Here is a 15,103-nt window from a genome sequence, read left to right as displayed (position 1 = left end):
CCCTATCTTATTTGGCAGTTATCCGGTCAGGCCGGGAGCTGGAAGTAGGCGTTTGCGGCGAGAACGACGGCAAGGCCGGCTGCAAGCGCTACATAGGGCAGGACGCCGGCTTTCTTGACGCCCAAATCCTGACCGACGAGGCCAAGGTCTTCCATGGCGCCCGCCGGGAATCGTCCGCCGTCGCGAACGTAATGACGATAGGCAAAGACCGGCAGGATGAGGGCGGCGAAGATGAAGCCGACCCAGAGCGCGTTGGAATAGCCCCAAACCTTGGCGCCCGCGCCGAGGAACAGCGCGTTGACGAAGGCGAGAACGGTGTTGAGGCCAATCAGCCAGGTCGGTGCTTTCCAGGGGCGCGCGATATGGCCGGAATCCATGCGATGGATCCAGCCGGCGTTGAGGTTGAGGAAGTTGAAGATGATGTAGCCGACATTGGAGACGGCCAGCACGAAGAAGTATCCGGCCACGTCGGAGGCGATGGCAAGCAGGATGAGGTTGAAGGCGAAGTCGGTCCACATGGCGCGGGTTGGCGCGCCGTGTTCATTGACGTGATCGAGGTACTTCGGCAGCCAGCCATCCTTTGCACCTTGGTAAAGGGTGCGCGACGAGCCGGCCATTGCGGTCATGATGGCGAGGAAGAGCGCCATGATCATCAAGATGACGAGGATCTGCGTGACGATCTTGCCGCCATGGACGAGGCTTGCCAGAGCTTCCGCGACACCCGTGCCGTCGACGATACCGGGGGCGAGCATGCCCGCATGGCCGAGAACGCCTTGGAAGGTGAAGGGAATGAGGAAGAAGAACAGGCAGCAGAGAAGGCCGGAATAGAAGATTGCCTTGAACGTGTCGGTTTTCGGGTTCTTCAGTTCGCGGGTGTAGCAGACGGCTGTTTCGAAGCCGTAGGTCGACCAGGCGGCGATATAGAGGCCGCCGAGGAACAGCGTCCAGCCGCCATTGCTCCACACGCCGTCGATACCGGAATAGCCGGCCGTGGGCGGAACAAGGCTGGTGACGTTGGCGCTGTCGATCTGGCCGGAGAAGATCGGATAGAGGCCGATGATCAGGAGCGGCAGAAGAACAATGATGGCGAGCCATTTCTGGACGCTCGCCGTTCCCTGAATGCCGCGGTGCTGGATCGCGAAGATGATCAGCATCAGAATGCCGCCGATGACGAAGGTGGCGTTGAGATTGGCGTTGGCGAGGAACGGAATGTCGAAGCTCGCAAGTGACCATCTGCGGATCGCAGGCGTCAGCGCAGCGACGCCATCGGCTGATAGCAAGGCCGAAATGGCTTCGGCCTGGGTCTTGCCGGCATTGGCCGCGATCCATTCGGCGACACGCGGGCTGTCGGCCGTCAGCGTTGCCATGTTGGCATTGATCCATTCCATGACGGCCGGAGAGTCGGCGCCGGGAATGGGGAACAGGGCGTTGAGGATATAACCCGCCGCGATGGCGCAGCCGAGCGACAGCACCGGCGACCAGGCGAACCAGTTGCACCACACAGATAGCGGCGCGATGAATTTCGAATAGCGCAGCCAGGCAGTGGCGCCATAGATCGAGGCGCCACCCGATTTATTGCCGAACATGCCGGCGATTTCGGCGTAGGTGAAGGATTGCAGGAAGCCCATCACCATGGAAATGATCCAGACCACGAAGGCGAGCTTGCCCGTCGTGCCGGCAATGCCGCCGATGGAAAACAGCACCAGCGGCGGTACGCCGGCAGCGACCCAAAATGCCCCTTTCCAGTCCAGCGCGCGTATCAACCCGGTGCCTGGGGCAGCAGCCGATCCCTCGGCCTCAACGATAGATGCCATAAACAGTCTCCTCGACCAGTTTTGTCTTGAGCGCGTTTCCGCGCGTCCCTTTAGGAATGGTTCTCGCTGCGGTCTCTTCGCTGGATGGCGCCTGCGTTTACGCCGTGTCACCACCTGTTCCCGTTTGCAATTTCGCGACCGCAACTTATTCTCATAGTGAATTTTTTTTCTTCTCGGTCAAGTCTCTCTTTACTTTTCGTGGCTTCCCGTAGGATAGTTTTGCCATATTGCCGGTGCACAAACGCGGCGTCCTCAGGGCGTGGAAACGACTGTGTCACTGGGTGGGAGCTGAGATGGACAATTCCGGACGATTTGCAGGCGCCCTGCTGCCGCCAAGACCAAGCACGATTTTGCGGCCGGGCATGCCGGCGCTGCCGGCCGGCGTCGAGCGCTACCGCGTCAAGGGACGTGGCACGACGGTGGTCAAGGTCGCCGCCGGCGACCGGGTCGTCATCAAGGATGTCGAAGGCGGACAGCTTTGCGAGGTGAGTTTTGTCGATGCCAGCGGCCGGTTCAACGCAGCTGGCCTTGGTCTCGCCTTTTCGCGATCCGCTGATGGTCTTCTGGAGATTCTCGGGCGGGACGAGGACAGCGCGCGGCGGACGCTCGCCGCACTGAAACGGCGCAATGTCGACCCCGCGGGCGCTGGTGCTGTTTGGTGAAAGCTCCTCGCCAGGTGTCTCGGCGGAATTGGCGATGGCGCTCGATGGTCTGCTGATTGTTGCGGCTCCTGCGCCGCCGATGGACGCAGAAGCGCAGAACACCGCAACCGCGCTTGAGCTGCGGGTCACACGCTCCACGATCGAACGTGCCTATGAGGAAATGCTGCCGGAGCCGATGGCCGATCCGATGCAGGATCTGCATATCCGGGCGGCGCGGGCTTCGGCCTATTTCGTGCGGGCCGGCGAGTTCATTCAGATCATCGATGTTTCGGGCCGGCAATGCACGGATTTTCAGGCTTTTTCGGCCCGCAAGGTCGACAAGGGACTGGATCGCGCGCTCGATGCGACGGTGACGCGGACGCTACTCGGGCGCAGCTACCCGATGCCGGGGCTGCCATCGAAGGCGTTCGACCGGGATTTCGAGCCGCTGGTGGAGATCGTGCAGGATACGGTCGGGCGCCACGATGCCTTCGCCACCGCCTGCAATTCGCGCTATTACGATGACATGGGCTATCCGGGGCATGTCAACTGCACTGACAACTTCAACCATGCGCTGGCGCCCTACGGCATTGCGCCGCGCAAGGGCTGGGAAGCGCTCAACTATTTCTACAACACCAATGTTGACCATCATAACCAGCTCTATCTCGACGAGCCTTGGTCGCGGCCGGGCGATTATGTGCTGATGCGGGCGCTGACCGATCTCGTCTGCGTCTCGTCGTCCTGCCCGGACGATATCGATGCCGCCAATGGCTGGGTCCCGACCGATATCCATGTCCGCACCTATTCGGACAAAGAAAAATTCTCGCGCGCCGTCGCCATCCGAATGACCCCCGATGCAGAGCCCGAAATGACCCGGGAAACCGCCTTCCATCCGCGCTTTTCGGCGCTCACGCGCAATCACACGGAATATCGCGGCTACTGGCTGCCGAACCGTTTCAACAACGAGGGGCCGATCGAGGAATATTGGGCCTGCCGCGAAAAGGCCGTGGTGATGGATCTGTCGCCGCTGCGCAAGTTCGAGGTGACGGGCCCGGACGCCGAGGCGCTGCTGCAATATTGCGTCACCCGCGATATCCGCAAGCTGTCGCCGGGGCAGGTGGTCTATACGGCGATGTGCTACGAGAATGGCGGCATGATCGACGACGGCACGGTGTTCCGGCTGGGCGAAAACAATTTCCGCTGGATTTGCGGCGATGACGTCAGCGGCATCTGGCTTCGCGAGCAGGCCGAGAAAATGGGTTACAAGGCCTGGGTGCGCTCCTCCACCGACCAGATGCACAACCTTGCCGTCCAGGGCCCGAAAAGCCGGGAGATCATCAAGGAAATCATCTGGACCGCACCGTCGCAGCCCTCGATCGGCGAACTCGAATGGTTCCGCTTCGCCGTCGGTCGCATCGGTCATTTCGAGGGCGCCCCGGTCGTCGTTTCACGCACTGGCTATACCGGCGAACTCGGCTACGAAATTTTCTGTCATCCGAAGGATGCGCTTGCCGTGTTCGACGCGGTCTGGGAGGTGGGCCAGAAGCATGGGCTGAAGCCGATGGGGCTCGAAGCGCTCGACATGGTGCGCATAGAGGCGGGTCTGGTGTTTGCGCATTACGACTTCTCGGATCAGACCGATCCCTTCGAAGCCGGCATCGGCTTCACCGTGCCACTGAAATCGAAGACCGACGATTTCATCGGCCGCGAGGCGCTGATCAAGCGCAAGGAAAACCCGCGCTACAAGCTCGTCGGGCTCGATATCAATGCCAACGAAGCTGTCGGTCATGGCGACACGGTGCATATCGGCCGGGCACAGGTCGGCGTCGTCACCAGCTCGACGCGCTCGCCGCTTCTGAAGAAGACGATCGCGCTGGCGCGGATGGATGTGTTGCATTCGGAAATCGGCATCGAGGTGGAGATCGGGAAGCTAGACGGCCAGCAGAAGCGGCTGCCGGGAAAGATCGTGCCGTTTGCCCATTACGATCCGCAAAAGCTGAAGCCTCGGTCCTGAGTTCGCGGCTCTGGTCGCGGCATATGATCAGCCCGGCTTGCCCTGCGCCGTCGCAATCTGCCTTGCGACGGCCTCGGAATCATGGGCAAGGGCGCGCATTTCTGAGGCGAGCACGGCAAAGCCGGCGCCGGCCGTGCCAGCCCGCGCAGCCTCGATGCCGGCGTTGACGGCGAGCAGCTTCAGGTAGCGAAGGGAATGCAGGATTTCGGCGGTGCGCGCGGCGGTCGCGCGCAAATCGGCGGTCTGTTCGTCGATGCGCTGGTAGAGGGATTCGATGTTGACGATGCTGCCTTCGAGATAGAGCAGTTCACCGTCAGCGCCCCAGACGCCACCGCCGGTTTCCGTGACCCAGAGATAGTGACCCTTGTGATGACGGATGCGGTATTCGAGCGTCCAGTCGGTGTGGTTTTCCAACGCCTTGCCGACCACTTCGTCCATCGCGGGCACATCCTTCTCGCACATGATGGAGGTGAAGGTGCGTACACGATTGCCAACGATTTCGTCGGTCGGATAACCAAAGATCCGCTGGATGCCGTCGGTCATCTCCAGCATCGTATAATGCTCGTCCGCCCGGCATCGATAGAGAAAACCATTTATGCGACCGAGAACACTGCTCAGAAAGTCCATGGGAACCTGGTGATTGCTGGAGGGCGGACAGGAAGAGGAATGATGGTTCTGGATGGCATTCCGTTATTTTGAAGTATGAGCCGAAGGCCAGTGAAATGACCTGCGGTCAGCGATTTATAGGCGTTGTCACGGAAACCCATGATGTTTTCGGCCTTGTGATGTTCCCATTCCATGAAGGTCTTGTTAGTGCCCTCGACGTCAAACTTGGGATAATCGGTGTGCTCCAGAAGCTCGAGGACATAGTCGCCCTGGAACCAGATCATCTGCTCGGCGTCTTCGAGCGTTTCCTCGCGGGCGCGCCAGGTGTCGAAATGCGCCTTCATCTCTTCCTTCGAGGGCACGTCGATACGGCCCATGATCACGTCGCGGGCATACCAGGCCTGAGCGTCGAACATGTTGAAGGTGTAGAACTGGTCCTGCATGCCGATATACATCAGCTGCGGATTGTCCTCGTAGACGATGCCCTTGTAGAGGCTGTCGGACCACAGGCGGTTGGCGGTCTTCAGGCGCAGGTCGTCCGGCAGGAACGGGAAGTGGTGGAGATAACCGGTGCAGAGGATCAGTGCATCGACCTCCTTGGTCGATCCGTCGGCAAAATGGGCCGTCTTGTTGACGAGTTTCTGCAGCAGCGGCCGCTCCTCGAAGCGCTCCGGCCATTTGAAGCCCATCGGCTTGGAGCGGTAGCTCGTGGTCACCGATTTCGCTCCGTATTTCCAGCATTGTGAACCGATGTCCTCGGCCGAATAGCTGCGGCCGACGATCAGCACGTCCTTGTCCTTGAACTCCAGCGCATCGCGGAAATCATGGGCATGCAGGACGCGGCCGCCAAAGGTTTTCACGCCCTCGAAATAGGGGACGTTCGGCGTCGAGAAATGGCCGGAGGCGACAACGACGTAGTCGAATTCCTCGTCATACATCCGGTCTTCGATGCGGTTGTGGGCGGTGACCGTGAATTTCTTCGTCGCCTCGTCGAACTTCACCATGCGAACCGGGGTCGAGAAGCGAACCCATTTGCGCACGTCGGCCTTTTCGACCCGGCCTTTGATGTAGTCCCACAGCACGGCGCGGGGCGGGTAGGAGCCGATCGGCTGGCCGAAATGCTCCTCGAAGGAATAGTCGGCGAATTCCAGGCATTCCTTGGGACCGTTCGACCAGAGATAGCGGTACATGCTACCATGGACCGGTTCGCCATATTCATCGAGCCCGGTGCGCCAGGTGTAGTTCCACAGGCCGCCCCAGTCGGCCTGTTTTTCGAAACACACCACTTCGGGGATTTCAGCGCCCTTCTGGGCGGCGGACTGGAAGGCTCTCAATTGAGCAAGGCCCGATGGCCCTGCGCCGATCACGGCTACTCTGGTCATATATTTTTGTTCCCTTTTTATGTCGGTGTAGGCTTCTAAATGAGCCCTCCCCACAAGGGGAGGGGGTGGACTGTGGAAGCCTTGCCTTCACAGTCCTGCAGCGATGGGCAGGCGGCATATTCGGTCAACTCCCTCCCCCTTGTGGCGAGGGTTGGGAGGGTCTTATTCCCTCAATCCGGATAAATCCCCGCACTCGTCGGTGCCCGGTCGTCGTATTTTGCCAGCCAGTCGATCATGATCGGCCGGTTGCGGGTCAGACCCTTGTAATCGGCGATCTCCGGCGGCAGGCTTTTCAACACACGCGGTAGGCGGCGGCCCCATTTGGGTACGGTGACCAGTTCTTCGAGGCTGATGAGATAGCAGCGGATCACGAAGAGGATGGCGTTGGAGCGCGGCAGGCGCCAGAGGCTCTGCAATTCGACACGCAGATGCAACTTCTGCCCGACATTCTCGGGCGTGACCGTCGTGCGGTCCGGACCCCATTTGTGATAGTTTTCCGGTGAGGTATCGAGCCGCGGATTGACGGTCATCGTCCAGTTCAGGCGGCGGGTCGGTTTGCCCTGCTGCAGGTTGAGCAGGAATTTCAGCGCCCGTTCGAACACGCCGATCTGGTGGGCGAGCGGCACGGGACCGTGCCATTCCATGAAGTTCATGCCGATATCGAAATCGAGCGACCAGTCGGCCTGGGTGGTGACCATGCCGGCATCCATCCAGAGATTGTTGTCGCGCTGGTCGACGATGCAGAAATCCCCCTGGGCCTGACGGGTGATATATTCCATCGGCGGATAGGGCAGGGTGGACGGATCGCCGAAGGTGAAGGTGTCGTCGATACCCATCGGCCGGTTGATCCAGCGCCAGCGGTCGCCGTTCTTTTCCAGTGTAAAGTGGTCGGGATAGTCCTGTGCCTGATGCTCCATAAGGAGTTCCAGCGTATCCCATTGCGCAGCCATCATATGCGGTAGCGCCTGGCATCGTAGCGGATCTTCCCTCAACACCATCGCCCGGTCCTGCATCTCGGCGACATAGTGCTCGTCGACATCGATGAGGTTTTCGAAAACGCTGTCCGCTTTGCCCCGGACATGCGGCTCCATGTTGACCGAATACATGTATTCGTCGCGATCGAAGGGGAAGGGGAAACGCCTGATGTTGTAGAGGCTGTTGCGGAAGGTGAAATCGTCGCGGAACGTTTCGTTCCTGAACGTGATGGTCATCTGTCCGGACCTCCTTTTGTCTGAATACGACTGTTAGAGTTGAAGAACGAGTTGCTGGCCTTTGAAACGCGAGACGCAGATCATAACCTTCTTGCCGGACGCCTTCTCTTCGTCCGACAGGTAGATATCGTTGTGCTCCAGCGTGCCGTCGCAGGACGACACCTCCGTTTCGCACTGGCCGCAGGCGCCGCCGCGGCACATGTAGGGGGCATCGCAGCCATGGGCTTCGGCCGCCTCCAGAATGCTCTGGTGTTCGCCGACGGTCATCTGGATCTTGGATTTTTCGAGGAAGACCTGGAACGGCAGGCCGGCGGGCGGCGCAAGGAAACGTTCCGAATGCAGGTTTTCCTTCGGCCAGCCGGCTTTCAGCGCCGTCATCAGCACGCCGTCGATCATGCCGGCCGGACCGCAGACATACAGATGCGTACCGAGCGGCTGGTTGTCGGCTATCTCGGCAACGGGAATGGTGGTCTTTTCCTCGTCGACGTAGATCTTGATCCGGCGCGGGCCGTAGCGGTCGAGCAGCTGCTGCCAGTAGGCGCCGTGCGAACGGGAGCGGATGGCGTAGTGAAGTTCAAACGCGATATTGTCGCGGTTAAACTGCTCCATCATGGCGATGAACGGGGTGATGCCGATGCCGCCGGCAAACAGGATATTTTTGCGGCCGCGATGGTCCGGCGCGAAGAGATTGACCGGCTGGCTGACGGTCAGCTGATCGCCGGGCCTCACCTGTTCGTGCATGAAGATCGAGCCGCCACGGGAATTGGGAACCCTGAGCACGCTGATTTCATAGGCGCTGTTGTCGTTGGGATTGGACATCAGCGAGTAGGGATTGCGGCGCAAAAGGCCATTGTCGTTCATCGAGACGACGACATGGGCGCCGCCGGAGAAGAACGGCATGGGATGGCCATCCATCCGCTCGAAGCGGAAGCGTTTGACCAAATCGGTCACCTGCGTCACCGCAGCGACCCGCACAGGCATGTCGGTATTGAGGCTCACGGGAACATCTCCTCAGGGGCTGGCGCAGTACCCGGTTCTTCCGCATCGATGTTGACGCCCTGGAAGGCGCCGAGACGTCTGGAGTAGTGATCGCGCACCAGAAGCGGCAAGCCGCAATGGGTGCAGGCAAAGGGGCTTGTGGTCACATTGTCGGTGATGCCCTTGCAGTGGACGCATTGCACCCGGCGCGCCGTGGAGCCGCGGTGTTCGGTGCGGATCGAGTTGAAATCGATGCCGAATTCGAGCGCCACCTGCATGATCTGGCCGATGAAGCCTTCGGTGCCGGCGATGTAGAGCCGCGTTCCCATCCGCGCCTGCTCAAGACAGGCGCGCAGGCGAAACAGCAGCGGCTGAAGCGTCGGCGCCTGCCAGAAGATATCGGGCGTCAAAGCCGATAGAGTGACGTCGTAGGCCTTTGGCGCTGCGCCTGCGGCCAGATAGAGGATTTCCGATTTTGCCAGGAAATCCTTGCCCTTGGTTTCCACCCGGTCCGTAAGGGCCGCAGCCCCTTCGCCCTCAAGGACGAAGAGGTGGCGTTTCGCGTGGGGATCGATGTCGAGCCCCTTATATTCCGGCCTGCTTTTGATCCCTTGTACGAGCATGCCGATATCCTCAGCCCTGCGCCGTCCGTTTCGTCTTCTTCGGATCGTCGAAGGTGATGGTGTGGGCGATCGCCGGCGCGTTGACGTTCTTGCCCTTCACCTGGAGCTTCGTGCCCTGCACGGCATAGGCAACATCGACGCGCATGATCGCCATCGAACGGTTGGTGAGCTTGGAATAGGACGGGCAGGTGATGACGCCCACCTTCTTGTCGCCATCCCAGACCTCGTCGCCGAGATCGGTCGGGCCATCGGCCTCGACGAGGAGGCCGAAGATCTTGAAGCGCTCCTTGCCTTTCAGGCGAGCATGTTCCTCAGCGCCGCGGAAGCCGGTCTTGCCGGGGCTGACGGTGAAATCGAGGCCGAGTTCCCAAAGGCTGTCGCCGGGCTGCTCGTTGGCGAAGGGGTACATCTGCGAATTGTCGTAGGGATAGAAAAGCAGGTAGCTTTCCACCCGCAGCATGTCGAGAACGCTGAAGCAGACGGGGATGATGCCCATCTCTTTGCCTTCATCGACGATACGGTCCCAGACCATGCCAGCATCCTGGCCGCGCACGAAGATTTCATAGCCGCGTTCGCCGGTATAGCCGGTGCGCGAGATCATCACCGGGGCACCGAACAGCGTCGCCTGCATGTGATGGAAATATTTGAGATCGCGGATGCCGGGCACGTATTTTTCGAGATAGTCGACGGCGAGCGGCCCCTGCAGCGACAGATCGTGCAGGTCGTCATCGAACAGCACGGCGCAATTGCGGCCCTGTGCCTGCTTGACGATTTCCTCAAAGCCTGTCCCGGAGCCGTGCACCAGCATCCAGGAGTTGGGACCGGTGCGATAGACGATACAATCGTCGGTGAAATGGCCGCGATCATTGAGCATGCAGGCATAGACCGACTTGCCGGGATAAACCTTTGTCATGTCGCGGGTGGTGATATATTCCAGGATGGCAATCGCATGCGGGCCGACGAGATGGACCTTTTTCAGGCCGGAGACATCCATGATGCCGGCCTTGGTACGCACCGCGATGTGCTCTTCATAGATGTCCTTGTCGTAGGTCCAGGCGGTTCCCATGCCGCTCAAGGTTCGATCCCAGTGCCCGATGCCGGTCTGCAAGGGCGGAAAAACGCCAGCTAAGACTCATATTCTCGTTCCCATTTTCTTTTGCGGAATATTTATTTCCTCAGTATATCGCCGCCGCATAAACGCGCAAGAGTGATAAACTCTGTATCGCCGTTGCATTTGGCGCCGGTCTAGAACCGTGGTGGTTCACGACCGCAGGTACGATAGGCGGCGGTAACGGTATTGGCCATCAGCATCGCGATCGTCATCGGCCCGACACCGCCCGGAACCGGTGTGATCGCGCCAGCGACTTCGGAAACTTCGTCATAGGCGACATCGCCGACCAGGCGGCCCTTGCGCGCGCCGAGCTCCAGCGCATCGATGCGGTTGATTCCGACATCGATAACGGTCGCGCCCGGTTTGATCTGGTCTGCCTTCACCATTTCAGGCCGACCCACCGCCGCCACGAGGATATCGGCGCCCCGCGCCAGTGATGGCAGGTCCTTCGTGCGCGAATGCGCCGTCGTTACCGTCGCATTGGCGTTGAGCAGCAATTGCGCCATCGGCTTGCCGAACAGGTTGGAGCGACCGATGACGACGGCTGCCAGACCCGTAAGGTCCTCGCCATGGATGGAGCGGACGAGACGCATGGCGCCCGCCGGTGTGCATGAGATCAGGCCAGTTGCCAGATCGCCGGTTGCAAGCTTGCCGGCGTTGACCACATGCAGGCCATCGACGTCTTTCTCCGGTCGGATCGACTGGATGATCGCATCCGCGTCCAGATGCTTCGGTAGCGGCAATTGTACCAGGATGCCGTGCACGGCGGCGTCGTCGTTCAGTGATGCCACGAGGCTTGCGAGCTCATCTTGCGCGGTCTCCTCCGGCAGCGTGTGCTGTGTGGAGTTGAAGCCGCATTCCTTTGCTAGGCGACGCTTAGCGCCGACATAGGTGTGGCTCGCCGGATCATCACCGACGATGATGACCGCAAGTCCGGTCGTTACTCCTGCTTCCGTCTCAAGCTCCGACGTTGCAAGCCGCACAGCCTCGATCACCGAAGCTGCAGCCTTCTTCCCATCAATTCGCGTCGCCATGGTTCACCCCATTCGTTCAGAAGCATAGGAGCCGGGGCTCGGCGGGAATATCACCGTACGGTTGCCATTGATGAAGGTTCGGTGGTGGATGTGCGCATGGATGGCGCGTGCCAGCACCTGGCTTTCGACATCGCGGCCGATCGAGACATAGTCCTCCGCCGATTGCGCATGCGTGACGCGCGCTACATCTTGCTCGATGATCGGACCTTCGTCCAAGTCTTCGGTGACGTAGTGGGCGGTCGCGCCGATCAGCTTCACGCCGCGCTCGAACGCCTGCTTGTAAGGGTTTGCGCCCTTGAAGCTCGGCAGGAACGAGTGGTGGATGTTGATGATCTTGCCCGACATCTTCTTGCAAACGGCATCCGACAGAACCTGCATATAGCGGGCAAGCACAATCAGTTCGGTGCCGGATTGCTCGACCACGTCCATCAGTCGCGCTTCGGCCTGCGGTTTGTTCTCCTTCGTCACCTTGATGTGGTGGAAGGGGATGTCATGGTTGACCACTACCTTCTGGTACTCGAAGTGGTTGGAAACGACGCCGACGATCTCGATCGGTAGCGCCCCGATCTTCCAGCGGTAGAGCAGGTCGTTGAGGCAATGTCCGAAGCGCGAGACCATCAGCAGCACCCTCATGCGCTCGTCGCTGTCATTGAAGCGGTATTTCATGCCGAAGGGTTTGGCGATTTCGGCGAAGCCTTCGGCAATCTCCTCCATCTTTCTTTGATCTTCGGAAACGAAGCTGACGCGCATGAAGAATTTTCCGGATTCCATGTCGTCGAACTGCGAGCTGTCGTTGATGTTGCAGCCCTTGGCCGCCAGATAGCCGGATATCGCCGCCACGATTCCCCGGGTCGCCTTGCAAGCCACGGTGAGCACGAAGTTTTTCATATGTCATTTTCCGGATCAAACGATTGCCGAAGTGGCGTCTCTTTTTCGAAACGATAACCCTCAGATATCGAGCGTCGTCTGCCGCTCCCAATCGGTGAAATGCGACGCATAGGCATTCCATTCCTGATGCTTGAGCTTCAGGTAGGCGCGGGAGAAACTCGTGCCGAGCGTGGCCTTGAGTTCCTCATCCTTATCGTACTCCCGGAGCGCATCGAGCAGGTTCAGGGGCAGGCGCGGCGCGTCGGTGACGGTGTGGCCTTCCTTGTACATGTCGATGTCGTAGTGGCGGCCCGGATCGGCGTTTTTCCGGATGCCGTTCAGGCCCGCGGCAATGATGATCGCCTGGAGCAGGTACGGATTAACGGCGCCATCCGGCAGGCGCAGTTCGAACCGCCCCGGACCTGGAACGCGGACCATGTGCGTGCGGTTGTTGCCCGTCCACGTCACCGTGTTCGGGGCCCAGGTCGCGCCGGAGATGGTGCGCGGCGCATTGATGCGCTTGTAGGAGTTGACCGTCGGATTGGTCACCGCGGCAAGCGCCGAAGCATGCTTCATGATGCCGCCGAGGAAGGTCTTGCCCTTGGCCGAAAGACCGAACGGCATTTCCTTGTCGGCGAAGGCATTGGTCTTGCCTTCCAGATCCCAGACGGAGATATGAGCGTGGCAGCCGTTGCCGGTCAGGCCCTTGAAGGGTTTGGGCATGAAGGTGGCGCGAAGGCCGTGCTTTTCGGCGACCGTTTTCACCATGAACTTGAAGAAGGAGTGCTTGTCGGCCGTCTGCAGCGCGTCGTCATATTCCCAGTTCATCTCGAACTGGCCGTTCGCATCCTCGTGGTCGTTCTGGTAGGGCTTCCAACCGAGTTCGAGCATGTAATCGCAGATTTCGGCGATCACATCGTAACGGCGCATGACTGCCTGCTGATCGTAGCAGGGTTTTTCAGCCGTATCGTATTCGTCGGAAATCTTGCCACCATCCGGCGAGATCAGGAAGAATTCCGGCTCGACGCCGGTCTTGACGCGAAGACCTTTCTTGGCAGCTTCTGCGATCAGCCGTTTCAGCATGACGCGCGGCGCTTGGTCCACCGGCTGTTCTTCCATGACGCAATCGGCGGCGACCCAGGCAACGTCCTTTTTCCAGGGAAGCTGGATGACCGAGGAGACGTCCGGAAGCGCGAAGAGGTCGGGATGGGCAGGCGTAAGGTCGAGCCAGGTGGCAAAGCCTGCAAAGCCCGCGCCGTCCTTTTGCATGTCGGCGATCGCCTCGGCCGGAACAAGCTTTGCCCGCTGACCGCCGAACAGGTCGGTATAGCTAATCATGAAATATTTGATGCCACGGTCCTTGGCAAAAGTAGCAAGATCGAGTGTCACTGTGTTCCCCTTTGGATTATTCAGACACCTTTTCATGGAAATAGCCGCCGCTGCCTTGGAAGATCAGCGACGGCCGAAGTTTTATCGAGGGCTAGAAGCCTCCCTTGCCGGGGATCCAGCTGGTACCTGCAAGCGGCACCTGCGCCATGGCGGAAGCCTCGATCGTCAGCGCGACGAGGTCTTCCGGTTCCAGATTGTGGAGATGGTTCTTGCCGCAGGCGCGCGCGATGGTCTGGGCTTCGAGCGTCATCACCTTGAGATAGTTGGCGAGACGGCGTCCTGCGGCGACCGGATCGAGGCGCTTGGAAAGCTCCGGGTCCTGCGTGGTGATGCCGGCCGGATCCTTTCCCTCGTGCCAGTCGTCATAGGCGCCGGCCGTCGTTCCGAGCTTCTGGTATTCCCCTTCCCAGTGCGGATCGTTATCGCCAATTGCGACCAGCGCTGCCGTACCGATGGCAACCGCGTCAGCACCGAGCGCCAAGGCCTTCGCCACGTCGGCACCCGAGCGGATGCCGCCCGAGATGATCAGCTGCACCTTGCGATGCATGCCGAGATCCTGCAGCGCCTGGACGGCGGGGCGAATGCAGGCGAGCGTCGGCATGCCGACATTCTCGATGAAGACGTCCTGGGTCGCCGCCGTGCCGCCTTGCATGCCGTCGAGCACGACCACGTCGGCTCCGGCCTTCACGGCAAGCGCTGTATCGTAATAGGGACGCGCGCCGCCGACCTTGACATAGATCGGCTTTTCCCAATCGGTGATTTCGCGCAGCTCCATGATCTTGATTTCGAGATCGTCCGGGCCGGTCCAATCGGGATGACGGCAGGCCGAGCGCTGATCGATACCCTTGGGCAGATTACGCATATTGGCGACGCGGTCGGAAATCTTCTGGCCGAGCAGCATGCCGCCGCCGCCGGGCTTGGCGCCCTGGCCGACGACGATCTCGATGGCATCGGCACGGCGCAGATCCTTCGGGTTCATACCATAACGCGACGGCAGATACTGGTAGACGAGCGTTTGGCTGTGGCCGCGCTCCTCATCCGTCATGCCGCCGTCACCGGTGGTAGTCGATGTTCCGGCGATCGTGGCGCCGCGTCCGAGTGCTTCCTTGGCATTGCCCGAAAGAGCACCGAAGCTCATGCCGGCGATGGTAATCGGCGTCTTCAGGACGATCGGCTTCTTCGCATGGCGCGCGCCGAGCACGACGGAGGTGTCGCATTTCTCGCGATAGCCTTCGAGCGGATAACGCGAGATCGAGGCGCCGAGGAACAGCAGGTCATCGAAATGCGGAACCTTGCGCTTGGTGCCGGCGCCGCGAATGTCATAGATACCGGTCGCCGCCGCGCGGCGGATTTCCGCGAGCGTATAATCGTCGAAGGTCGCTGACTTGCGCGGCGGGGTATAGGGGTTGTGATAGCTCATGTACGGTTCCCTG

The 15,103-nt window shown here is 60.3% G+C and carries 9 protein-coding genes and 3 pseudogenes; 1 reads left to right on the top strand and 11 read right to left on the bottom strand.

The annotated features are described in order from the left end of the window. Positions 1–26: 26 nt before the first annotated feature. Positions 27–1,814: an APC family permease gene (locus WGT02_RS35115; RefSeq protein ID WP_024315628.1), complete on the bottom strand. Its 1,788-nt coding sequence runs from the start codon at positions 1,812–1,814 to the stop codon at positions 27–29. Positions 1,815–2,107: 293 nt separating this feature from the next. Here WGT02_RS35115 and WGT02_RS35110 point away from each other — a divergent pair. Then, positions 2,108–4,469, top strand: a pseudogene (locus WGT02_RS35110) (DUF1989 domain-containing protein). Positions 4,470–4,496: 27 nt separating this feature from the next. Here the strand turns inward: WGT02_RS35110 and WGT02_RS35105 are convergent. The 10 genes and pseudogenes from WGT02_RS35105 to WGT02_RS35060 form a co-directional block, all read right to left on the bottom strand. After that, the gene (locus WGT02_RS35105) at positions 4,497–5,096 is read right to left on the bottom strand and encodes a PAS domain-containing protein (protein ID WP_024315629.1); all 600 of its coding nucleotides are present in this window, start codon (positions 5,094–5,096) and stop codon (positions 4,497–4,499) included. 89 nt (positions 5,097–5,185) lie between these two features. Beyond that, a pseudogene (locus WGT02_RS35100) lies at positions 5,186–6,457 on the bottom strand (NAD(P)-binding domain-containing protein); the annotation flags it as partial. 170 nt (positions 6,458–6,627) lie between these two features. Further along, positions 6,628–7,668 carry a DUF3445 domain-containing protein gene (locus WGT02_RS35095; RefSeq protein WP_024315631.1) on the bottom strand — a complete coding sequence of 347 codons (1,041 nt, stop codon included), beginning with the start codon at positions 7,666–7,668 and terminating at the stop codon, positions 6,628–6,630. Positions 7,669–7,701: 33 nt separating this feature from the next. Further along, complete coding sequence (locus WGT02_RS35090; protein ID WP_024315632.1) at positions 7,702–8,667, bottom strand: PDR/VanB family oxidoreductase; 966 nt, start codon at positions 8,665–8,667, stop codon at positions 7,702–7,704. After that, positions 8,664–9,269 (bottom strand): dimethylamine monooxygenase subunit DmmA family protein, encoded by a 606-nt coding sequence (locus tag WGT02_RS35085; RefSeq protein ID WP_024315633.1) that lies wholly within the window; start codon positions 9,267–9,269, stop codon positions 8,664–8,666. Before WGT02_RS35085 ends, WGT02_RS35090 begins: the two co-directional genes overlap by 4 nt. A 10-nt stretch (positions 9,270–9,279) precedes the next feature. Next, a pseudogene (locus tag WGT02_RS35080) lies at positions 9,280–10,405 on the bottom strand (aminomethyltransferase family protein). A gap of 109 nt (positions 10,406–10,514) precedes the next feature. Beyond that, the gene (gene folD / locus WGT02_RS35075; RefSeq protein WP_208245366.1) at positions 10,515–11,414 is read right to left on the bottom strand and encodes a bifunctional methylenetetrahydrofolate dehydrogenase/methenyltetrahydrofolate cyclohydrolase FolD; all 900 of its coding nucleotides are present in this window, start codon (positions 11,412–11,414) and stop codon (positions 10,515–10,517) included. Positions 11,415–11,417: 3 nt separating this feature from the next. Beyond that, positions 11,418–12,302 carry a formyltetrahydrofolate deformylase gene (gene purU, locus WGT02_RS35070; protein ID WP_024315636.1) on the bottom strand — a complete coding sequence of 295 codons (885 nt, stop codon included), beginning with the start codon at positions 12,300–12,302 and terminating at the stop codon, positions 11,418–11,420. A 60-nt stretch (positions 12,303–12,362) separates the two neighbouring features. Next, the gene (gene glnT / locus WGT02_RS35065) at positions 12,363–13,670 is read right to left on the bottom strand and encodes a type III glutamate--ammonia ligase (RefSeq protein WP_208245367.1); all 1,308 of its coding nucleotides are present in this window, start codon (positions 13,668–13,670) and stop codon (positions 12,363–12,365) included. A 91-nt stretch (positions 13,671–13,761) separates the two neighbouring features. Next, positions 13,762–15,090, bottom strand: a complete 1,329-nt coding sequence (locus WGT02_RS35060; RefSeq protein ID WP_024315638.1) for an FMN-binding glutamate synthase family protein — start codon at positions 15,088–15,090, stop codon at positions 13,762–13,764. Between the last annotated feature and the right edge of the window lie 13 nt (positions 15,091–15,103).

Source organism: Rhizobium sp. T1470, assembly GCF_042140505.1.
Taxonomy (GTDB): domain Bacteria; phylum Pseudomonadota; class Alphaproteobacteria; order Rhizobiales; family Rhizobiaceae; genus Rhizobium; species Rhizobium favelukesii.
Note: the sequence above shows the minus strand (reverse complement) of the source record. Positions and strands in the feature narration are given on the sequence as shown.

Bases quoted from the DNA above. Each gene is read 5' to 3' on its own strand.
- purU (WP_024315636.1), bottom strand. From the start codon at position 12,302: ATGAAAAACTTCGTGCTCACCGTGGCTTGCAAGGCGACCCGGGGAATC.
- folD (WP_208245366.1), bottom strand. From the start codon at position 11,414: ATGGCGACGCGAATTGATGGGAAGAAGGCTGCAGCTTCGGTGATCGAG.
- WGT02_RS35115 (WP_024315628.1), bottom strand. From the start codon at position 1,814: ATGGCATCTATCGTTGAGGCCGAGGGATCGGCTGCTGCCCCAGGCACC.
- WGT02_RS35085 (WP_024315633.1), bottom strand. From the start codon at position 9,269: ATGCTCGTACAAGGGATCAAAAGCAGGCCGGAATATAAGGGGCTCGAC.
- WGT02_RS35060 (WP_024315638.1), bottom strand. From the start codon at position 15,090: ATGAGCTATCACAACCCCTATACCCCGCCGCGCAAGTCAGCGACCTTC.
- WGT02_RS35095 (WP_024315631.1), bottom strand. From the start codon at position 7,668: ATGACCATCACGTTCAGGAACGAAACGTTCCGCGACGATTTCACCTTC.
- WGT02_RS35105 (WP_024315629.1), bottom strand. From the start codon at position 5,096: ATGGACTTTCTGAGCAGTGTTCTCGGTCGCATAAATGGTTTTCTCTAT.